Annotated in this window: 17 protein-coding genes, 1 tRNA gene and 1 riboswitch; of the genes, 3 read left to right on the plus strand and 15 right to left on the minus strand. The window is 71.0% G+C overall.

Features of this window, described 5'->3' with window-relative positions:
- Window positions 1–34: 34 nt before the first annotated feature.
- Window positions 35–143: riboswitch (TPP riboswitch) on the minus strand.
- Between the two features lie 93 nt (window positions 144–236).
- The 10 genes from QE389_RS12305 to QE389_RS12350 form a co-directional block, all read right to left on the minus strand.
- The gene (locus QE389_RS12305; protein ID WP_307367709.1) at window positions 237–437 is read right to left on the minus strand and encodes a hypothetical protein; all 201 of its coding nucleotides are present in this window, start codon (window positions 435–437) and stop codon (window positions 237–239) included.
- Window positions 438–509: 72 nt separating this feature from the next.
- On the minus strand, window positions 510–845 hold the full coding sequence (trxA, locus tag QE389_RS12310) for a thioredoxin (RefSeq protein WP_307367711.1): 336 nt from the start codon (window positions 843–845) through the stop codon (window positions 510–512).
- A 117-nt stretch (window positions 846–962) separates the two neighbouring features.
- Complete coding sequence (gene addA / locus QE389_RS12315; protein ID WP_307367714.1) at window positions 963–4469, minus strand: double-strand break repair helicase AddA; 3507 nt, start codon at window positions 4467–4469, stop codon at window positions 963–965.
- Window positions 4466–7561, minus strand: a complete 3096-nt coding sequence (gene addB, locus QE389_RS12320) for a double-strand break repair protein AddB (protein ID WP_307367717.1) — start codon at window positions 7559–7561, stop codon at window positions 4466–4468. The genes addA and addB overlap by 4 nt, the downstream gene beginning before the upstream one ends.
- Before the next feature lie 71 nt (window positions 7562–7632).
- Window positions 7633–8328 carry an N-acetylmuramate alpha-1-phosphate uridylyltransferase MurU gene (gene murU, locus QE389_RS12325; protein ID WP_307369078.1) on the minus strand — a complete coding sequence of 232 codons (696 nt, stop codon included), beginning with the start codon at window positions 8326–8328 and terminating at the stop codon, window positions 7633–7635.
- Between the two features lie 32 nt (window positions 8329–8360).
- Entirely contained in the window at window positions 8361–9452 is a 1092-nt protein-coding gene (gene amgK / locus QE389_RS12330; RefSeq protein ID WP_307367718.1) for an N-acetylmuramate/N-acetylglucosamine kinase AmgK, read from the minus strand.
- Entirely contained in the window at window positions 9445–9966 is a 522-nt protein-coding gene (gene tsaE / locus QE389_RS12335) for a tRNA (adenosine(37)-N6)-threonylcarbamoyltransferase complex ATPase subunit type 1 TsaE (RefSeq protein WP_307367721.1), read from the minus strand. Before tsaE ends, amgK begins: the two co-directional genes overlap by 8 nt.
- Window positions 9963–10817, minus strand: coding sequence for a GNAT family N-acetyltransferase (locus QE389_RS12340; protein WP_307367723.1), 855 nt, complete (start codon window positions 10815–10817; stop codon window positions 9963–9965). The genes tsaE and QE389_RS12340 overlap by 4 nt, the downstream gene beginning before the upstream one ends.
- A gap of 99 nt (window positions 10818–10916) precedes the next feature.
- Entirely contained in the window at window positions 10917–11303 is a 387-nt protein-coding gene (locus QE389_RS12345; protein WP_307367726.1) for a type II toxin-antitoxin system VapC family toxin, read from the minus strand.
- Complete coding sequence (locus QE389_RS12350; protein WP_087121034.1) at window positions 11300–11545, minus strand: type II toxin-antitoxin system Phd/YefM family antitoxin; 246 nt, start codon at window positions 11543–11545, stop codon at window positions 11300–11302. The genes QE389_RS12345 and QE389_RS12350 overlap by 4 nt, the downstream gene beginning before the upstream one ends.
- Window positions 11546–11657: 112 nt before the next feature.
- Here QE389_RS12350 and QE389_RS12355 point away from each other — a divergent pair, with 112 nt between their 5' ends.
- The 3 genes from QE389_RS12355 to QE389_RS12365 all read left to right on the plus strand — a co-directional run bounded on the left by QE389_RS12355 (window position 11658) and on the right by QE389_RS12365 (window position 16838).
- Entirely contained in the window at window positions 11658–13769 is a 2112-nt protein-coding gene (locus tag QE389_RS12355) for a S9 family peptidase (protein WP_307367729.1), read from the plus strand.
- 111 nt (window positions 13770–13880) lie between these two features.
- Window positions 13881–15923: an AsmA family protein gene (locus QE389_RS12360; protein ID WP_307367732.1), complete on the plus strand. Its 2043-nt coding sequence runs from the start codon at window positions 13881–13883 to the stop codon at window positions 15921–15923.
- A gap of 63 nt (window positions 15924–15986) precedes the next feature.
- The gene (locus QE389_RS12365) at window positions 15987–16838 is read left to right on the plus strand and encodes an alpha/beta hydrolase (protein ID WP_307367734.1); all 852 of its coding nucleotides are present in this window, start codon (window positions 15987–15989) and stop codon (window positions 16836–16838) included.
- Between the two features lie 12 nt (window positions 16839–16850).
- On the opposite strand, the gene QE389_RS12370 is transcribed toward QE389_RS12365, so the two are convergent.
- The 5 genes from QE389_RS12370 to QE389_RS12390 form a co-directional block, all read right to left on the minus strand.
- Window positions 16851–16935 (minus strand) — tRNA-Leu (locus tag QE389_RS12370).
- Window positions 16936–16988: 53 nt separating this feature from the next.
- Window positions 16989–17606: a hypothetical protein gene (locus QE389_RS12375; protein WP_307367737.1), complete on the minus strand. Its 618-nt coding sequence runs from the start codon at window positions 17604–17606 to the stop codon at window positions 16989–16991.
- Window positions 17607–17770: 164 nt separating this feature from the next.
- Complete coding sequence (locus QE389_RS12380) at window positions 17771–18307, minus strand: CcdC protein domain-containing protein (protein ID WP_307367740.1); 537 nt, start codon at window positions 18305–18307, stop codon at window positions 17771–17773.
- 61 nt (window positions 18308–18368) lie between these two features.
- Window positions 18369–19388: a fumarylacetoacetate hydrolase family protein gene (locus QE389_RS12385; RefSeq protein ID WP_307367742.1), complete on the minus strand. Its 1020-nt coding sequence runs from the start codon at window positions 19386–19388 to the stop codon at window positions 18369–18371.
- A gap of 57 nt (window positions 19389–19445) precedes the next feature.
- On the minus strand, window positions 19446–19712 hold the full coding sequence (locus tag QE389_RS12390; RefSeq protein ID WP_307367745.1) for a hypothetical protein: 267 nt from the start codon (window positions 19710–19712) through the stop codon (window positions 19446–19448).
- Window positions 19713–19716: the final 4 nt, after the last annotated feature.

Here is a 19716-nt window from a genome sequence, read left to right on the forward strand (position 1 = left end):
GGTCCTGTGGCGCGAGGACCGTCCCCGCTGTCGCGGGGATGACAAGAACTCATCCCTTCGCCGGCATGACCCGGATCAGGTTCGACGGGTCAGGCGACTACGCCAATCTCAGCCGCTCGATCACGACCCCCCGGAGAACGAGCGCAGGCTAACCCGGCGCGGCCCGGATGTCGAGGCGCGCCCCCCCACGCCCACGTCGTTGGGTGCGCCGAAGGCGAGCGGTGATCCGTTCGACCCTATTTCGTCATCCAGGGCTTGGACTTGCCGGCGGCGACGCGGGCGGCCTGTTCGCGCTGGAAGCGGCCGCCGCGCGGCGGCTTGGGCCGGGCGTCCAGCCGGGCGGTCTTCAGGCGCAGGGCCTTCTGAACCGGCGTTTCGCCGGGGATGTCGCCGGGGATGTCGCCGGGGAGGTCGGCGGGCGGAGTTTCGTCGCTCATGGGCGGTCTTCCAGCAAGAACGCCCGCCGGTTGGAACCGGCGGGCGTTCGATCTTTCGGGCGGGCGAAGGGATCAGGCGTCGGTCTTGACGCCGGCCTCGGCCAGCCATTCGACGATCTTGCCCTTGGGCATGGCGCCGACCTTCATCGAGGCCATCTGGCCGTCCTTGAACAGCATCAGGGTGGGGATGCCCTTCACGCCCAGCTTGGACGGGGTCATGGGGCTGTCGTCGATGTTGATCTTGGCGACCTTGACCTGACCGCCCAGTTCGTCGGCGATCTGCTCCAGCGCCGGGCCGATCTGTTTGCAGGGGCCGCACCATTCGGCCCAGAAATCGACCAGCACCGGGGTCGAGGCGTTCAGGACGTCGGAGTCGAAGCTCTCGTCGGTGACTTTTACCGTCGCCATGAATGGCTCCTTGGGGCGCTGTCGCTCGGCCCGCGGGGGCTCGCTGCTAGAGCGCGAATGGGGTTGGCCGGATGCGTCCGGGTTCGGTCGCAGATGTGGGTGCGAATCGCGGGCAAATCAACCGCCCATCAGAGCAGCGTCCAGCAGGGCCGGCGGGATCGGCATCAACTGCGGCCCGTCGGTCCAGACCAGGGCGGCCTCGACCGGGCGGTCGGGATAGAGGCGGCGCAGCACGGCGACATAGACGGCGGCCTGAAGCACATAGGCCCGATCGACCGCGTCGATGGCGGCGGGCGCGGGGCGGTTGGTCTTGTAGTCCACCACCAGCACGCGATCCGGCGTGACGACCAGCCGGTCGATGCGGCCGTTGACGGCCACGCCGGAGGGCAGGCCGGGCGCAGACCCGGTCAGGGCGACCTCGGCGCGCGAGCCGGGGCCGAAGACGGGGGCGAAACGGGCGTCGGCCAGGATGGAGAAGGCGGCGGCGATCATTTCGGCGCGCTGAGCCTCGTCCAGGTCCCGCTCGCGCGCCAGAAGGCGGCGGGCGGCGTCGGGCCGGTCGGCGGGGGCGATCTCGGGCAGGCGCTCCAGCAGCCGGTGGATCAGGTCGCCGCGCCGGAAACGCCCGAGGGCGGCGCCGCCCGCCGGGGAGACGGCCAGGGGCGAGGGGGCGGGGATGCGGACCTGGCCCTCCATCCGCGAAGGGGCGGCGAAGCGGGCGGCCCCGTCGGCGGGCGGGACGCGACGCGCCCAGTCGGGCAGGGCGACGTCGGCGGCGGCCTGGGCCGTCTCGGCCGTGCGGACCTGGGGATCGACGCCGAAGCGACGGCGGCCGTCCTCCAGGTCGCGCACCCGGCCCTGGTCGGCCAGGCGGTCGAAGGTTCCGGCGATCACGTCCCACCAACTGCCCGCCTCGAACCCCGCCTTGGGCGAGCGGGTCTTGCGGCCCATGACGACCAGCCGGTCGCGCGCCCGGGTCAGGGCGACATAGAGCAGGCGCAGGGATTCGGCGTCGGTGCGCGCGACCCGCGCCTGGCGCACCTCGGTCGAGGCGGCGCAGTCGGCCTTGGCGCTGGACGGGCACATCAGCCATCCCTCGGCCCCGTCCGGCCAAGGAGGAGGCAGGGCGGCGGGCATCAGGGTCGGCCCCTGCGGCTTGGCCCTCGATGTCGTGTCGGGCAGGATGACGATCGGCGCCTCCAGCCCCTTGGAGCCGTGGACGGTCATGACGCGCACCTCGTCTCGCGCGCCCTCCATCTCGCGCTTCACCTCGACATCGGCCTGTTCCAACAGGGCCAGGCAGGTCTCCAGATCGCGGCCGCCGCGTTCCTCGGCCGCCAGAACCTGGGCCAGGGTCTCGTCGACGGCCTCTTCCGCCTCTCGCCCCAGCCGATCCAGAATGCGCGCCCGGCCCGTGCGGCCGTCGGCGCCGATCCGGTTCAGGGCGGTGGAGAAGAAGGCGAAGGGGTCGCGGTCGCGCGCGGCGATCAGGGCCTCCATCAGGGCGCGGGCCTCGGCCCAGGCGGGCTGTTCGTGGGCGCGGTCCTTCAGCGTCCGCCACAGGCTGCGGCCCCGGCGCTCGACCTTGTCCGCCAACGGATAGAGGGCGTGGTCCGGGCCGAAGTCGGGCACGTCGCAGAAGGGGCTGCGCAGGATCGCAGCCAGGGACAGGTCGTCCTGGGGAAAGAGGGCGAAGCGCGCCAGGGCGATCAGGTCGTCGAAGACGATGTGGCTGGACAGTTTCAGCCGGTCGGCCCCGGCGACGGGGACGCCCTCGGTCTTCAGGGCGCGGATGATCTCCTCGAAGGTGGCGTCGCGCCGGCGCACCAGGACCAGGAAGTCGCCGTAGCGGACGGGGCGGGTCTCGCCCTGGCGCCGGGGGTCGTGCAGGACGACGCCGCTCTCGACCTGGCGTGCGATGTCGCGGGCCAGGGCCTGGGCCAGCTGTTTGCGGGCGCTGCGGCTGTCCTCCTTGTCGACGGGGGCGTTCCAGGCCTCGCGCTCGGGGGCGGCGGGGTCCTCGAACAGGGGCCACAGATCGACCGTCCCGTGCTGGCCCAGCCGGGCGGGGCGGTGGACGGCGATGTCGCCGGCGTCGCCGACCAGGGCGCGGGCGCGCTCGGGGGCGTCGAAGGCCGCATCGACGAAGGCCAGCACCTCTTCGGTCGAGCGGAAGGAGGTGTCCAGCGGCGTCTCCTGGAAGGCGGCGCCCGCGCCCCGCGCCAGGGCGTCATAGACCCGGGCCTCCTGCCGCAGCCGCTCGGGCCGGGCGCCCTGGAAGGAGTAGATCGACTGTTTCTCGTCGCCCACGGCGAAGACGGTGCGCGGCAGGGCGGCGTCGCGGCGGTCGGTCCCGGCGCCGGCGAAGAAGGGCTCGGTCAGGGCGCGGACGATGGCCCACTGATCCGGGGCGGTGTCCTGAGCCTCGTCGATCAGCACATGTTCGATCCCGCCGTCCAGCTTGTACAGCACCCAGGCGGCGGTGGCGCGACGGGTCAGGAGGTCGACCGTGCGCCCGACCAGATCGGTGAAGTCCAGGGCGCCGCGCGCCCGCTTGGCGGTCTCGTAGAGGGCGGCGTGGACGCGGGCCAGGGTCAGGACCTTGGCCGTCTCGTCCGCGACGCGGGCCGCGCGCGTCCGGTCCAGGGCCGAGGCGTATTTCAACGCGACATCGGCCAGATAGGTCGTCGCGCCGGGCGGGGCCTTGGCCGTGCCGAACCTGTCGCGGGCCACGCCCTTGGAGTCGATGAAGATCGGCGTCATGGCCTGAAGCGTCGTGTCGGGGGGGGCGGCCGCGCGCATCTGGGCCGCCAGCTTCTGGTCGTTGGCGCTTCCGGCCGCAAAGCCCTCGGCGGCGGCCAGCCAGTCGGCCGGGTTCAGCCAGGCCAGGAAGTCGGCCTCGATGGTCTGGGGCGTTTCGTCCGTCGTCACCCCGCACAGGGCGTGCGGTCCCGGCGCGGTTCCGGCGTCGATCCGGGCCAGATAGTCCAGAAGCGGCTCGCGCCGGGCCTCCAGCGTGTCCAGCAGGGCGTGAAAGTCGCTCCAGGCCAGTTCGACGGCGAAATGGGCGTAGGCGGCGCCCACCGGCCCGTCGCCGTCGTTCAGGGCGTAGCGGGCCAGGTCCTCGCGCGCGGCGTGGGACAGGGCGGCGGCGGCCTGATCCTCCAGCACCTCGAAACCGGGGGCGACGCCCGCCTCCAGAGGGAAGCGGCGCAGCAGCTTTTCGCAGAAGGCGTGGAGGGTCTGAATCTTCAGCCCGCCCGGCGTCTCCAGGGCGCGGGCGAACAGGACGCGGGCCTCGGACAGTTCGGCGTCGCTCAGGCCGTCCGGATCGCGCCCGTCCAGGGCGGCCAGATCGGCGGCCAGGGCGCGGTCGTCGGCGACGGCCCAGCGGCCCAGACGCTCGAACAGGCGGGCCTGCATCTCGGCGGCGGCGGCCTTGGTGTAGGTGACGCACAGAATCTCGCCCGGCTTGACCCGCTTCAGCAGCAGGCGCGCCACCCGAGCAACCAGGGTGGTGGTCTTGCCCGAGCCGGCGTTGGCGGTGACGAAGACCGACAGGGTCGGATCGGCGGCGGTCGCCTGATGGGCGCGGGCCATATCGACGGGGGACAGGTCGGTCATTCCGGCGCCTCGTCCTCGCCGCCGACGACGTGCCATTCCCACACGCGCGCCAGATGGTCGTAATTGCCCCCGAAGCCGCCCATGAACTGCGGCGCGACCCAGGAGCGATAGGGGGTGGACGGATCGTCGAAGGCGGCGACGCCCTGTTTCAGCCGGTCCAGCTCGCGCTCGGCCAACTGGGCGGCGGTCAGGCTGTTGCTGCGGCCCTGTTTGGAGACGTCGGTGACGACGCCCGGCTCCCTGCGGCCCGTGACCTTGACATAGAGCAGTTCGGTCGCCTCGGTCGGGGGGGCGGGAAAGCCGCCGTCGGCCAGGATGGCGGCGGTCAGGGTCAGTTGCGGCGCGAAGCCCTGGACCACCTGTTTCTGGCTGGGGGTCGCGCCGGTCTTGAAGTCGATGACGGCGGCGCCGGTCGCGTCCAGTTCGATCCGGTCGGCGCGGGCGGTCAGGGTGAAGGGGCCGCCGGGCGCGTCGAAGGTCATGGCTCCGGACTGTTCGATCATCAGGGACGCGCCCCGCGCGCGGCGTTCCCGCTCGAAGGCGGCCAGCCAGCGCGCGCAGTTGCGGGCCAAGGGGCGTTCGCGCGCCAGGGCGGCGTCCTCGAACCCCGCCTCGGTCAGGGCGTCCATCAGAAAGGTCTCGATCTGGCCGGCGCAGTCTTCGGGCAGGGCCTGGGGCCAGGTGCGGACCACCTGTTCGATGGCGGCGTGGACGGCGTCGCCGCGCGCCATCGCCTCGGCCGAGGCGCCGGGCCGGTCCAGCGCCGTCAGTCCCAGGATGCGCTGGGCGTAGACGGCGTAGGGGTCGCGGACCCAGCGCTCCACCCCCGTGACCGGCAGTTCGCGCGGGCGACGCGCGACCGGCGGCGTCGGGGCGGGACGACGGGCGTAATCGGGCGTGGCGCGGGCGGGCGCGTCGAGGGCGCGGGTCCAGGTGGCGATGCGGGTCGGGGCGGAGACGGCGACGGGTGTGGCGGGAGCGTCGGCGCCGCGCGTCAGCATGTCCAGCCGCCACAGCCAGCGCGACCGCACCGACGGCTGGCCGCCGCGCCGTTCGGTATGGACCAGGATCGCCTCGTCGGCGCAGGCGGCCTGGACGAAGTCCTGGGCGCTCTGGCCGATGCGGCGCTCGGGCGGCGGCAGGTCCAGGGCCGCGCGCATCGGCCGCGACAGGAAGGGATCGACCGGCGCGCCCTGGGGCCAGACGCCTTCCTCCAGCCCGGCCAGGATCATGCGGTCGGCCCGGACCAGGCGCGCCTCGATGGCGCCCAGGATCCGCAGCGAGGGGTGGGTGGCGCCGCCGGTGCGGACCACCGCCTCGGCCAGCAGCCCCGCGACCAGTTCGACCAGGTCGGCCGGGGTCACGGCGCCCAGGGCGGCGCCGCCCGCGATCAGGTCGGACAGCAGGCCGGCGGCGCATTCCCCGTCCGGCCCGGCCCAGGCGTTCTGACCGGCCAGGGCCTCGACCAGGGCGGTCAGGGCGCGGGCGGCGGCGTCCAGCGGGGCCTTGTCCTTCTGCGGATCATCCGTCGCAAAGGGCGCGCGGGCGGCCGTGACCAGGGCCTCCAGTCGGGCCGACAGGGCGCGGGCGGCGGCGTGGCGTTCGATCCGGCCCTCGGAGGGGGGCGCGCCGTCGCGGTCGGGCTTCAGGGCCTTGTCCAGCCGCTGGTTCAGCCGGTCGAAACGGGGCTGGCGGGGGCCGCGCAGACCCAGCCGTTCCAGCGCCTCGGCCGCATGGGCGATATCGACGCCCTCCAGCTCCAGCCGCGTCAGCGGGTGTTTCAACAGACCCAGCAGCACCTGGGGATCGGTCGGCGCGGCCATCCAGCGCGCGCACAGGCCGACCAGGACGCCGGCGGGCATGCGGTCCAGCGGCTGACCGGCGGAAGAGTCCGGGATGATCCCCCACCGCTCCAGCCGGGCGGCGACCCGGCGGCCCAGGGCCTGGTCCGGCGTGACCAGGGCGCAGGTCCGGCCCGTTCCGTCGGCGTTGGGCGTCTCCAGCGTCTCGCGCATCATCAGGGCGATGGCGGCGGCGGTCTCTTCCTCGTGGCGCAGGGTCAGGACCGACAGGCCCTCAAGACCCTCGGCGATGGGGTCGGCGGCGCGACCCGCCTGGGCGGCGCGGGCGCGGATGTCGCGGATGGCGGCGCGCCAGTCGCCGGTCGCGTCGGCGGGACGCAGGGCCTCGTTCAACAGGCGCTGGCGGGCCAGGCCGCGCGCCTCGCTGGCGGGCGCGACGGCGGGGCGGAACCAGGGGCGCACGGCGGCGCGGGGGATGTCGTGCCGTTCCAACAGGCGCTTCAGCGCGCGCTGGGGATGCTGTTCGTTGTCGGCGTCGATCTGGGCCCAGACCCGTTCGTCCAGATCCAGGTCCAGGCCGGGCAGGACGACGCAGCCCTGGGGCGCGCGGGCGACGGCGCCCAGGACGTCGGCGGCGGCCGGGACCGTGCCGGTGGAGCCGGCGGCGATGACCGGCTGGCCGGGCGGATCGGCGTCCCACAGTTCGGCGAGGCGCTTCAGCAGGGTCGCGCGTCGCCAGGCCGGATCGACCAGGCCCAACTCGGCCAGGCGTTCGGGCCAGGCGACGACGCCCAGGCTCAGGAACTCGGCCGACCGTTCCCAGTGTTCGGCCATTTCGCCCTCGACCAGGGCGGCGACCCGCTCGGGGTTCCGAACGTCCTCCAGCTGGCAGGAATCCAGGAAGCCGCCGAGCGCATCCGCCAGGTCCAGGGCGCGCATCGGCGTCAGGTCGGCGTCGAACCGTTCGACGATCATCCGCGCCATCTCGAACCGGCGGGTCAGGGGGGCGATGGCGGGCGGTAGGTCCAGACCGAGCGCGCCGGGGGTGAAGGGGGGCTCGTCCTCCTCCAGATCGCCCAGCGGACGGACCTGGGGCAGCAGCACGGGCCGGTCGCCGGCGATGCGCGACAGGGCGCCGGTGAAGGCGCGGGCGGCCCGGCGGTTGGGCAGCAGGATCGTCGCGTCCGACAGGGTTTCGGGCGGTCGGTCGCCCAGCCACGCCAGAACCCCCGCCGCCAGGTCCTCAAGGAACGGCCGGTGGGCGGGAATGGCGTACCAGCGGGGGCGCATTCCTGTTTCCCTAGCGCCGACCGCGCGGCGGTCGGCTGCTTGAGGGAGGTCCGAAAAAGGATCGAACAGGCTCACGCCTCTCCCGCCAGTTTCGCCTCGGCCTCGGCCCGCGCCTGCGGGTCGCCGACGTGCATCCAGTCGCCGTCCAGGACGCAGCCGAACAGGCGGCCCTCGGCGGCCGACTTGCGCCACAGGGGGCTGAGGGAGAAGGCGCCGGCGGGGCCGTGGTCGGCATAACCGGGCCGGGTGATGTGGACGCCCATATAGGCGAAGGGGGCGGACGGGGCGTCGCCGCGGAAGGTCAGGCGGCCATCCTCGGCAAGGAAGAAATCGCCGTGGCCCTCAAAGCCGATGGAGCCTTCGCGGCGGGCCAGCAGCAGGGCGGCGTCCATGGTCTCGGGGTTCCACAGGCGGACCAGGTCGGCGAGTGCGTCGCCTCGGTCGATCCAGACGCTGTCGATATTGGCGACGAAGACGGGATCGTCGCCCAGCAGGGGGCGGGCCTTCTTCAGACCGCCGCCGGTTTCCAGCAGTTCGGCGCGTTCGTCGGAGATGACGATGTCGGGGCCGCGACCGCGCGCCGCCAGATGCGCCTCCAGCCGGTCGGCGAACCAGTGGACGTTGACCACCGCCTGTTCGACCCCGGCCTCGGCCAGCCGATCCAGCACATGGTCGATCAGGGCGCGGCCGCCCACCTCGACCAGGGCCTTTGGCCGGTCGTCGGTCAAGGGACGCATCCGGGTGCCCAGGCCGGCGGCGAGGACCATCGCCGTTTTGGGCGCGGTCTTTGTAACAGCGGTCATGCGCGAACCTCTGCAGGCACGTGACGGTCGAACCAGCGGGCGATGGGCGCCAACGACGGCTGGTCCAGATTGGCGTTCAGATGCCGCCACATGCGCGGCAGGAACTGGCGATAGCGGGGTTTGCCGTCGCGGGCGATCAGCCGGGCGAAGATGCCGATGATCCGCGCCTGGTTCAGGGCGGCGAGCCCTGAGTAATCGGCCATGAAGGCGGCGCGGTCCACGCCGGGGCGCAGGGCGAAATAGCGGTCCAGCGCCTCGGCCTCCAGCGCGGGCGAGACGTCGCGGCGGGCGTCCTGCAGCAGGGAGTGCAGATCCCACGAGGGGTGGGCGCGTACCGCGTCCTGGAAGTCGATCATCCCGACGCGGGCCGCGCCGTGGCGCTGGGGCAGCCAGATCAGGTTCTCGGCGTGATAGTCGCGGTGGGCCATGACCGAGGCCCCGGCCGCGCCCGAGGCGACGAGGGGCGCCCAGGCCGCGCGCCAGTCGGCGACGGCCGCGTCGTCGAAGCGAACGCGATCGTCGAGCCGGGGCAGCCAGTCGACGAACAGATCGGCCCCACCCTGAAGCGCCGTCTCGTCATAGGTCAGAAGCGGCCAGTCGCCGCCGGGGCCGTGCAGGGTCGCGGGGGGATCGCCCGCCTCGTGCAGCACGGCCAGCGCCTCGATGGCGGCCAGATAAAGCGGCGTCTCGTCCGCGCCGTCCGCGATCACGCGGGCGAACAGGGCGTCGCCGAAATCCTCCAGCACGGCCAGACCGTTCTGCGCATCCAGCGCCGGGATTTCGGGGGCGGACAGGCCCAGCGATTTCAGATGGGCGGCGACGGCGGCGAAAGCCTCGATCCGGCCGGCCGACAGGCGGGCCACGGCGTTCCAGCCGGCGGCGTGACGCTGCTCGGGCGTCCAGCGCGGATCGCAGGGCTGGCTTTCGGCGGCGGGCGCCTGGTCCATCAGCATCAGGGTCGGGCCGGTCGTCGGCGTCAGCCGCTCGTAGCGGCGCGTCGAGGCGTCGCCGGGCAGGGGGGCGCGCACGGCGTCGGCCAGGCCGGCGGCCTTCAGGAAGTCGAGACGGAGGGTTTCGCGGTCAGACATGCAGTTCCTTCAGCCCCGTTTCCCATCGGCCTACGCCGGAAACGGTCGCAAGCCTTCCTTGCAGAGCCCTATCGACGGGCTCGCGGAGCCCGTCTGCTTGAGGGCGTTCCGAGGCCGCGTCGAGCGTGATCTCGGACAGATGAATGATGAGCTGGTCCGCTCCTAAGAACCGGCCGGGATCGTCGCCTAGCCGCTCGGGCCATTCGATGACGGCGCAGCCCTCGTCCAGCGCCTCGTCCAGACCGATCTCGAACGCCTCTTCGGGCCGGGTCAGGCGATAGAGGTCGAAATGGGCGACGGGCGGGTCAGACTCATAGAACTGGACCAGGGTGAAGGTCGGACTGGGCACGTCCTCGTCCGGGGTGGTCAGGGCGCGGATCAGGCCGCGCGCCAGCGTCGACTTGCCCATGCCCAGCGGCCCGTAGAGCAGCAGACTGTCGCCCGGCGCCAGCAGGGGGGCGATGGCCTGGCCCAGGCGGGTGGTGGCCTCGGCGTCGGGCAGTTCGATCTTCATGCGAACACCGCGTCAGGATCGGCGGCCAGGGTGCGTTCGGTGAAGGTCTTCAGCGCCTCGGTGGCCTTGGCCGCGTCCACGTCCAGCCGGTCGGCCGGAATGGGTCGGCCGACATCGACGCCGAACGGCTTGCCAGCCTTGTTCAGCAACTCATGGAACAGGGTCACGTCGCGCAGCTCCTGCGAGACCTTGTCGAACAGGTGAAACAGGCGGCTGTAGGGGCCGGCGACATGCATGGGCACGACCGGCGCACCGTATTTGCGCGCCATCGAGGCGGCGGTCGGGGCCCATTCGGGATCGGTCAGGACGCCGTTCTTCTCGCGCGCCAGACGACCGGCGGGGAACATGACGACGCAGCGTTCGGCCTCGAACGCCTCCCTGGCGGCGTTCAGGGTGGCGCGGGTCTTTTGGCGGGTGCGTTTGTCGTGGACCCATTCGACGGGGATGATGGTCTCGTCCAACCGGGGCGAGACGCGGATGGCGTCGGCGTTGGCGAAGAAGATCATGTCTTTGCGCCGCTGCCTGATCGCGTCGAAGACGGCGACCCCGTCGGCGATGCCGGTGGGGTGGTTGCAGACGACGACGCAGCGGCCGGTCGCGGGCAGGCGGTCCAGGTTCGTCGTCGTCACCTTCAGCCGCAGCAGGTTCGAGACGTAGTCGAAGGTCTCGGTCCCCGACAGGTCGCGGATGGCGTCGGCCATCCTGACCGCCGCCCCATAGCCCAGCACCCCGTAGAGCGCCGGACGCACCACGGGCCACAGCGGCGAGGCGGTCAGGCGCGGCGCGCGTTCGGCGATCAGCACATCGACGATGTGCGGTCGGCGTCGGGCGGGAAGGGCGGCTGAATCCATGGAAGACCGCTTGTCGCCGGTTCGGTCCGAAGGGGCAAGCCGGATGCGTCGCGCCCGGCGATACGACACCCAAAGGGCGCTACGGGGCGGCGGGATTCGTCACCAGATGCGGGCGACGCCGAAACGGTCGAAAAGCCGTTCGTTGGAGACGAGCGTCAGTGCGTTGAGCAGGCCCTGGGCGATCAGCAGCCGGTCGAACGGATCGTGATGGGCGTTGTCCATGCGTCCGGCCTGCGACGCCTCGCGGGCGGTGATGGGCAGGATGGCGAACCCTTCGATCTCGACCTCGGCCTCGAACCGTTCGGCCAGCGGCGCGGCCTGAGGCAGCCGCCCCATGCCGTGCTTGAGGGCGATTTCATAGGCCGAAACCGCGCTGACGAAGACGGTGTTGCCGCTGTCCCTTATCGCCGCTTCCGCGGTGGCGCTGAGACCGGATTCGCCGGACATCCACCAGATCAGGGCGTGGGTGTCGAGCAACAGCCTCATTCGCCGCGACCCTCCCACAGGCGCAGTTCGTCTTCGGGCAGCGGATCGAAGAAGCGGTCATCCATGGCGACGAGCCCCTTGAGCCGCCCCGGCTTGCGATCCGGCCTCGCGGCGGGTTCGAAAGGCACGATCCGCACGGCCGGCTTGTCGCCGCGAGCGATGACGACCTCTTCTCCGCGTTCGGCGGCGGCGATCAGTTTGGACAGGTGGGTCTTGGCGTGGTGGACGGTGACGGTGGTCATGTCGCGCTCCCTGGACCAAGGAGTTTAGCTAAGCCTGTCGTTCACGGCAACTTTCGTCCGGCGGGCGGCGGTGCTACGCCTTGCCGCAGCAAGATTTCCGAGGAAGAGCTTGATGCGTCACCGTTCCCTTCTGTCCGCCGCCTGCGCGGCCGTTGCGCTCGTGAGCGCCGTCCCGGCCCTGGCTCAGGTGCCTCCTGCCCCGGTTCCCGCCGCGCCCGCGACGCCGGACGCCTTCACCTATCAGGACATGATCTCGGCCAACCGGCTGGGCGATCCGCAGGTGTCGCCGGACGGGCGTTACGTCGTCTATTCGGTGACGACGACGGACGTGGCGGCGAACAGCCGCGCTGGCAGCCTGTGGATGCTGGACCTGAACACGCCGGACGCCGCGCCGCGCCGCCTGGCCATCTCGGACCAGGGCGCCAACACCGCGCGCTGGGGCGGGGACGGCAATCTGTATTTCCTGTCGGGCAAGTCGGGGACCAGCCAGGTCTGGCGCGTCGCCTCGCCCACGGCGGCGCCGGTGCAGGTGACGAATCTGCCGCTGGAGGTGAACGCCTATCGCATCAGCCCGACGGGCGACAAGGTGGCGACCTCCCTGGCCGTCTATCCGAACGCGGCCGACCTGAACGCCTCGGTCGAGATCGGCAAGGCGATGGCGGATCGGAAATCGACCGGCCAGGTCTATGACCGGATGTTCGTGCGGCATTGGGACACCTGGAACGACCACACCCAGAACCATCTGTTCGTCCAGTCGATCGGCCGCGACGGCAAGGCCACGGGGACGCCGGTCTGGATCACCAAGGGCTTCGACGGCGACACGCCTTCCAAGCCCTTCGGCGACGAGAGCGAGTTCGTCTTCACCCCCGCCGGCGACGCCGTGGTCTTTTCCGCGCGTCTGGCGGGCCAGACCGAGCCGTGGAGCACCAACTTCGACCTGTGGAAGACCAACGGCCTGTCGGGCGACGGGACCTTCACCAACCTGACGGCGGACAACAAGGCGTGGGACGCCGGCCCGGTGTTCTCGCCGGACGGCCGCACCCTGGCCTATCGCGCCATGGCCCGCCCGGGCTTCGAGGCCGATCGCTATCAGATCGTGCTGATGGACGTGGCGACGGGTCAGAAGCGCGAGATCGCCTCCAACTGGGATCGATCGGCCGATACGCTGCAATGGTCGCTCGACGGGCACACCCTCTACACCATCGCCGGCGACGTGGGCACGACCAAGCTGTTTTCGGTGGATACGCGCAACGGCGTGGTCACGCCGGTCACGGGGTCGGGCCACGTCTCGGCCTTCCAGCAGACGCCCTCTGGCTTCGTCTTCGCCCAGGACAGCCTGCGCGAGCCGGGCGACCTGTATTTCAAGACCTATCTGGGTCGCGAGATGCCCCGTCGCCTGACGCAGTCCAACCCCGCCTTCGCCGCCAAGTCGTTCGGCGAATACGAACAGTTCAGCTTCCCCGGCTGGAACAACGAGACGGTCCACGGCTATGTCATCAAGCCGGTCGGATACGTCGAAGGCCGCAAATATCCGGTCGCCTTCCTGATCCACGGCGGGCCGCAGGGCTCGTTCGGCGACGGCTGGTCCTATCGCTGGAACCCCGAGACCTATGCGGGCGCGGGCTATGCGGTGGTGATGATCGATTTCCACGGCTCGACCGGCTACGGTCAAGCCTTCACCGATGCGATCAGCCAGCACTGGGGCGACCGCCCGCTGGAAGACCTGCAGAAGGGCTGGGCGGCGGCTCAAGCGAAATACAGCTTCCTGGACGGCGACAACGCCTGCGCCCTGGGCGCCTCATACGGCGGCTATATGATCAACTGGATCGCCGGCAACTGGTCGAACGAATTCAAATGCCTGGTCAACCACGACGGCGTCTTCGACACCTTCGGCATGGGCTATTCGACCGAGGAGCTGTGGTTCACGGAGTGGGAATACGGCGGCACGCCGTGGGACAAGCCGGAGGGCTATCAGAAGTTCAACCCGGCCAACCACGTCGACAACTGGAAGACCCCGATGCTGGTGGTGCAGGGCGACCTGGATTTCCGCATTCCGACCGCGCAAGGGTTGTCGACCTTCACCGCCCTGCAACGCCGCGGCATAGACAGCCGTTTGGTCGTCTTCCCCAACGAGAACCACTGGGTGCTGAAGCCAGCCAACAGCCTGCAATGGCACAATGAAGTGTTCGGCTGGCTGAACAAGCATCTGACGCCCGCGCAGTAGGTTCGGGTCCTGGTTCGGCGGATCAAGGGGCGCGGTCGCGGATCGCGCCCCTTTTTCGTGCGGCGCCAAACGGGCCTTGGCGCGTTCGGACAGTCCTGAAAGGAGCCGCGCGTGTTCAGCGACTGGTACGACAGACGGATCGCCCCGCCCGCGCGCCGCGCCGTCGCGGCGGCGGGGGTCCGTCTGCGCATGGCCCGAGCCTTTCTCCAGGACCGCGCGCGGATGCGGGCGGCGGCGCGGCGCATGGCCCCCCCGGCCCGGAGCGTGGGCGGCGTGCTGCTGGTCCTGGTGGTCGCGGTGGTCCTGTTCGCCGCCCTGTTCGACTGGAATCTGCTGCGCGGGCCGATCGGGCGCTGGGCCTCGGCCAAATACGACCGGCAGATCGCCCTGACCGGCGACCTGGACGTGAGGCTGCTGAGCTGGACCCCCTCGGTGGTGGTGCGGGGGCTGAAGGTCGGCGGACCCGACTGGGCCAGGGACCGCGACACGGCCGATGTGGACGAGGTGCGGGCCTCGGTCCGGCTGGCGCCCCTGCTGGTCGGACGGGTGGAGATGCCGCTGCTCAGCATCAGCCGGCCGCGCGTGGTGATGATCACCGACCGTCAGGGCCGCCAGAGCTGGCGGCTGAACGCCGACCGACCGGACGATGGGCGGGGCGCCAAGCTGCCGCCCATCCAGCGGTTGATCATCCGGGACGGCGTCCTGACCTTCGAGGAGCAGCGGCGGGGCCTGACCCTGAACGCCGCCGTCGACGCCCAGGAGACGGCGGGCGGCCAGGCGGGCTTCGTCCTGGACGGGCGCGGCGCCGTGCGCGGATCGCCCCTGACGGTGCGGATCGAGGGCGGCCCCTTCGTCGACATCCGCCGCGACCGGCCCTACGCCTTCCAGGCCGAGGTGCAGGGCGCGGGGTCGGCCCTGACGGCGCGGGGGCGGATCACTCGGCCGTTCGATCTGGGCCGGTTCGACGCGGCCATGACGCTGGAGGGACGGGACCTGTCGGACCTCTATCTGCTGACCGGCGTGACCCTGCCCAATACGCCGCCCTATCGGCTGTCGGGCGCCCTTAACCGCGACGGGCGGGTCTGGACCTTCAAGAACTTCGACGGGCGGGTCGGGGCCTCGGACCTGTCGGGCCAGGTGCGGGTCGAGGGCGGCGGGCGGCTGAGGGTGGACGCCGAACTGGCGTCGCGGCGGCTGGACATCGACGATCTGGCGGCCGTTCTGGGCGCGCGGGTGCGCACCGATCCGGCGGGCCGGAACACGGAGACGCCGGTGGTGGCGGGCGGCAAGCTGCTGCCGGACGCCAAGCTGCAGACGGATCGTCTGCGCGCCATGGACGGCAGCCTGACCTATCGCGCGGCGGCGGTGAAGGCCAATGAACTGGACGTCCGCAAGGTCGATCTGGGCGCGGTGCTGAAGGACGGCGTCCTGAAGCTGGACCCCATCAGCTTCGACTTCGATCGCGGTTCCCTGAACGGCACGGCGCGGATCGACGCGCGGCAAGCCACGCCGCGCAACACCGTCGATCTGCGTCTGGCCGGCTATCCGCTGGAGTCGGTCGTGCCGGCGCGGAACGGTTCGGTCCCCATCAGCGGCCTGGCCCTGGGCCGGGCGCGGCTGGAGGGGCCTGGGGCGTCCATCCACGAGTTCGCGGCCTCGTCCAACGGGTCGATGAGCCTGATCGTGCCCAACGGCCGGATGCGCGCCGCCTTCGCCGAACTGCTGGGCGTCAACGCCAGCGCGGGCCTGCTGAAACTGCTCAGCGGAGATCAGTCGGTCAGCGCCATCCGCTGCGCCGTCGCCGACTTCGACGTGCGCGGCGGCAAGGCCCAGGCGCGCACCTTCGTCATCGACACCGACGTGGTCCTGGCCCAGGGCAAGGGAAGCATCGACCTGGGCGCCGAGAGCCTGAACCTGCGGATCGAGGGCGAATCCAAGAAGCCGCGCCTGCTGCGACTGTGGGCGCCGATCACCGTGTCCGGCCCCCTGACCGCGCCCCGGATCGGGGTGGACGCCGGCGCGGTGGCGTCACAGGGCGGGCTGGCGGGCCTGTTGGGAACGGTGGTGGCGCCGGTCACGGCCCTGTTCGCCTTCGTCGATCCCGGCCTGGCGGAAGACGCCGACTGCGGTCGGCTGATGGCGGGGGCGCGCTAGTTTGTCCGTCGCCGAAGACCGAAGCGGCCCGTCGGACGTAGAGGCCGGTATGGATGATCCCTCATGACCCGACGCGGCCTGTTCGCCCCGGCGCTGGGCCTTTTGGCCGCCGCCTGCTCGCCGCTCGGCCTGCTCAACGCGGTGGGACCACGCGATCGCGGCGTGCGGCGCGTGGCCCGCGACCTGGCCTATGGCGAGGATCCGCGCCAGCGGCTGGACGTCTATGCGCCAAAGGGGGCGGGGCCTTATGCGACCCTGGTGTTCTTCTATGGCGGGGGCTGGGATTCGGGATCGCGCGACCTGTACGGCTGGGCGGCCCAGGCCCTGGCGGCGCAAGGGTTCGTGGTCGTCCTGCCCGACTATCGGCTGGTTCCGTCAGTCGTGTTTCCGGCCTTCGTCGAAGATGCGGCGGCCGCCACGGCCAAGGCGGCGGACCTGGCGGGCGCCTATGGCGGCGACCCCGCCCGGCTGGGCGTGTTGGGCCATTCGGCGGGCGCGCACCTGGCGATGATGATCGCGCTGGACCGGCGCTACATGGCCGCCGTCGAGCGGCCCGATCTGATCAAGGCGGCGGCGGGACTGGCGGGGCCCTACGACTTCCTGCCTTTCGACGTGGCGGCGTCCCGAAACGCCTTCGGCCGCGCGCCCGACCCGACCCTGACCCAGCCCGTGACCTTCGTGCGGCCCGACGCCCCGCCGCTGTGGCTGGGGCACGGCACGGCCGACACGGTGGTCCACGACGAGGACACGGTCATTCTGGACGAAAGGATGCGCGCCGTGGGCGGACGCTCTGAGGCCAAGCTCTATCCCGGCCTGGACCATGCCGACCTGATCGCGACCTTTTCGCCCCTGTTCCGCAGGAAGGCGACGGTGCTGGCCGATGTGACGGGATTCTTCCACCGGCAGCTGGGCTGAACCGACGAAGAGTGGTGCGGGCGGCCGGGGTCGAACCGGCACTCCTTTCGGAACTGGATTTTGAGTCCAGCGCGTCTACCAATTCCACCACGCCCGCAGCGGAAGGACCGCCTCATGCCACAGAGGGGCGAGGCGGGTCCAGCCTTTGTGTCACTGCATGATGAAGTTGACGCGGAAGGCCATCATGCGCGGCGCGGTCGGTTGGTCGCCGTCGTAGGCGACGGTGGCGTCGCGGGCCGCCTTGAGCACCGCTTCGCCGAAACGACCGTCGGCGGGATGTTCGGTTTCGATGACGCAGTCGCGCAGGCGGCCGTCAGACTGGGCGACGCATGTCGCCACGGCGAAACCTTCCGAATAGTTGGTGGCCGGATAGCGCGGACGGATCTGGCGCGCCCATCGCATTCCAACCTGCAAACCTTCCTCGGAGATGGCGTCGAGTTCCTGGTCGCGGGGGTCAACAAGCGGGCGGCCGCATGCCGTCAGGGTTTCGTCGATCGCCGAACCGGACGCAGGCAGTTCGAGGTCGTAGCGTAGGTTTCTGCCCGCGCCGCCGCCATCGGGCACGATGATCTGAATACGCCCGCCCTGGCGAAGTTCGCGCGCAAAAGGCGCTGGAAAATCGGCGACTGCACCCGCACGATCTGTCGTGACGTTCCAGCGCCATTCCTTGGCCTCTTCGTCTCGGAAAATGATCGTGATCGGGCGTGTTTTCGTCCGGCGGGTCACCTCCGGCAATCCGAACAGCAGCGCCGAATAAGCGCCGTCCATGCAGCGGGTCGCGATCGACAGCCCCGGCGTGGTCGTGACGTAAGCGATGGTGGATTTCTTTCGGGCGTCCTTGACCAGATCCCAGTCTTCGCCGGTGTTCGCCGCATCCTGCGAGACGGCTGAGCCGGCCGAAAGGGCGACGGCGAGAGCGACTGCGGCTTTCTTCACGCGACCACCTCCACATGCCCATCCGTGCCGCCAGCCTGGATGCGGCGGGCGCGGATGTAGATTTCAACGCGCTGCATGACGATCAGGCCCATGGCGAAGACCAGGAAGGCGTCAGTGACGGCCAGGGCGTTCAGATGCCAGGCGGCGGCGTGGCTTTCGACCAGGTCGCGCAAGAAGGACCGGCCGGCGAACAGGGCGACCAGCAGGATCAGGCCCAGGGGCGACGCCTGGGCCATCAGGACGCCGTTCGGCTCCTTTTCGATGGTGACGGTCTTGCCGCGATACCAGCCGGCGACGCCGCCCAAGAGGCCGCCGACGGCCAGAACCGCCCAGGCGTCGGGGCCGAAGGGCGCATGGGCCATGTTCGGATTCTGGGCCATGCCCCACAGACCCAGGCCGATCAGGGGCAGGACGATGGCCGGCATGACCCACAGGAACTGCGGCTTCAGCACCCGCTTCCTGCGGTTCTTCAGCAGCAGCACCCCCAGCATGATCGGGATCATGAGCAGCGGGATCAGTTTTTCAGGCGGCACGTCGTCTCTCCCCAAAGACCGGGTCGGCCCCCCCACGGCCGCGGCGATCAGCGTAGCGCCGTCAACCCGCGCTGGAAAGCGGGGCCACGGTCTGTTCGATGGCGCCGAAGATCGTGTGGTGGCGGTCGTCCAGCATTTCGATCCGCACAGTGTCGCCGTGTTTCAGGAAGGGCGTCTCGGCCGCGCCGCGCAGGATGGTCTCGACCGTGCGGACCTCGGCGATGCAGGAATAACCCAGGCCGCCTTCCGAAACGGGCTTGCCGGGGCCGCCGTCGGCGTCCTTGTTGGAGACGGTGCCCGAACCGATGATGGTCCCGGCGACCAGCGACCGGGTCTTGGCCAGGTGGGCGATCAGGGTTCCGAAGTCGAAGGTCATGTCGACCCCGGCGTCGGCGCGGCCGAAGTCCTGGCCGTTCAACTGGACCGACAGCGTCCCGTGCAGCCTGCCGTCGCGCCAGCGGTCGCCCAGGGCGTCGGGCGTGACGAAGACCGGCGACAGGGCGCTGGCGGGCTTGGACTGGACGAAGCCGAACCCCTTGGCCAGTTCGGCCGGGATCAGGTTCCTGAGCGACACGTCGTTGACCAGGCCGACCAGGCGGATGGCGGCCAGGGCCTCCTCGCGCGTCGCCCCTTGCGGCACGTCGCCGGTCACGACCACGATCTCGGCCTCCAGGTCGCAGCCCCAGCTTTCGTCCGCCAGGGGGATGGGATCGCGCGGCGACAGGAAGCCGTCCGATCCGCCCTGATACATCAGCGGATCGGTCCAGAAGCTGTCGGGCATTTCGGCGCCGCGCGCGCGACGCACAAGCTCGACATGGTTCACATAGGCCGAGCCGTCGGCCCACTGATAGGCGCGGGGCAGGGGGGACGCGGCGTCGCGCTCGTGGAAGCGGCCGCGCGGCACGCCCTCGTGCTCCAGGCTCTCGGCCAGGGCCAGAAGCCGGGGACCGCAATCGTCCCAGTCGTCCAGCGCCGCCTGCAGGGTGGGGGCGATCAGAAAGGCGTCGGTGAACCAGTTCAGGTCCTTTGAGACGACCACGAGGCGGCCGTCGCGGCCGTGCTTGAGCGAGGCGAGTTTCATGACTTGGGCCTAGACGGATTTGATGCGGTTGGAAACTGAGCGGCGATCACACGCCGCTCACGCGGCGGGCGTCAGCAGGGCGCGGGCCTCGGCGCCGGTGCGGGCGGCGCGGTCGCGGACCTCGACCTCGACGATGACGCCGCCCTCGGGCTCGACAGCCCACAGGTAGCGGCGCTCGACCTCGACCGTGCGACCCGAGGGGGCGAACCCCTCATAGCTGTCGCCCCAGGGGGTGATCTTTCTGACCTCGACGAAGGGCATGGCGCAGGCGGCGTCCAGCTCCTCGTTGGCCATCACGGTCAGTTCGTCGTCGGATGCAGGCATGGGT

The organism is Brevundimonas sp. SORGH_AS_0993 (assembly GCF_030818545.1).
Classification (GTDB): domain Bacteria; phylum Pseudomonadota; class Alphaproteobacteria; order Caulobacterales; family Caulobacteraceae; genus Brevundimonas.

Coding starts and splice junctions, on each gene's coding strand:
- amgK (WP_307367718.1), bottom strand. CDS start 9,452: ATGTCTGACCGCGAAACCCTCCGTCTCGACTTCCTGAAGGCCGCCGGC.
- QE389_RS12365 (WP_307367734.1), top strand. CDS start 15,987: ATGACCCGACGCGGCCTGTTCGCCCCGGCGCTGGGCCTTTTGGCCGCC.
- QE389_RS12345 (WP_307367726.1), bottom strand. CDS start 11,303: ATGAGGCTGTTGCTCGACACCCACGCCCTGATCTGGTGGATGTCCGGC.
- addB (WP_307367717.1), bottom strand. CDS start 7,561: ATGCGCCCCCGCTGGTACGCCATTCCCGCCCACCGGCCGTTCCTTGAG.
- trxA (WP_307367711.1), bottom strand. CDS start 845: ATGGCGACGGTAAAAGTCACCGACGAGAGCTTCGACTCCGACGTCCTG.
- QE389_RS12340 (WP_307367723.1), bottom strand. CDS start 10,817: ATGGATTCAGCCGCCCTTCCCGCCCGACGCCGACCGCACATCGTCGAT.
- QE389_RS12305 (WP_307367709.1), bottom strand. CDS start 437: ATGAGCGACGAAACTCCGCCCGCCGACCTCCCCGGCGACATCCCCGGC.
- murU (WP_307369078.1), bottom strand. CDS start 8,328: ATGGTCCTCGCCGCCGGCCTGGGCACCCGGATGCGTCCCTTGACCGAC.
- QE389_RS12375 (WP_307367737.1), bottom strand. CDS start 17,606: ATGGACGGCGCTTATTCGGCGCTGCTGTTCGGATTGCCGGAGGTGACC.
- addA (WP_307367714.1), bottom strand. CDS start 4,469: ATGACCGACCTGTCCCCCGTCGATATGGCCCGCGCCCATCAGGCGACC.
- QE389_RS12350 (WP_087121034.1), bottom strand. CDS start 11,545: ATGACCACCGTCACCGTCCACCACGCCAAGACCCACCTGTCCAAACTG.
- QE389_RS12355 (WP_307367729.1), top strand. CDS start 11,658: ATGCGTCACCGTTCCCTTCTGTCCGCCGCCTGCGCGGCCGTTGCGCTC.
- QE389_RS12390 (WP_307367745.1), bottom strand. CDS start 19,712: ATGCCTGCATCCGACGACGAACTGACCGTGATGGCCAACGAGGAGCTG.
- tsaE (WP_307367721.1), bottom strand. CDS start 9,966: ATGAAGATCGAACTGCCCGACGCCGAGGCCACCACCCGCCTGGGCCAG.
- QE389_RS12385 (WP_307367742.1), bottom strand. CDS start 19,388: ATGAAACTCGCCTCGCTCAAGCACGGCCGCGACGGCCGCCTCGTGGTC.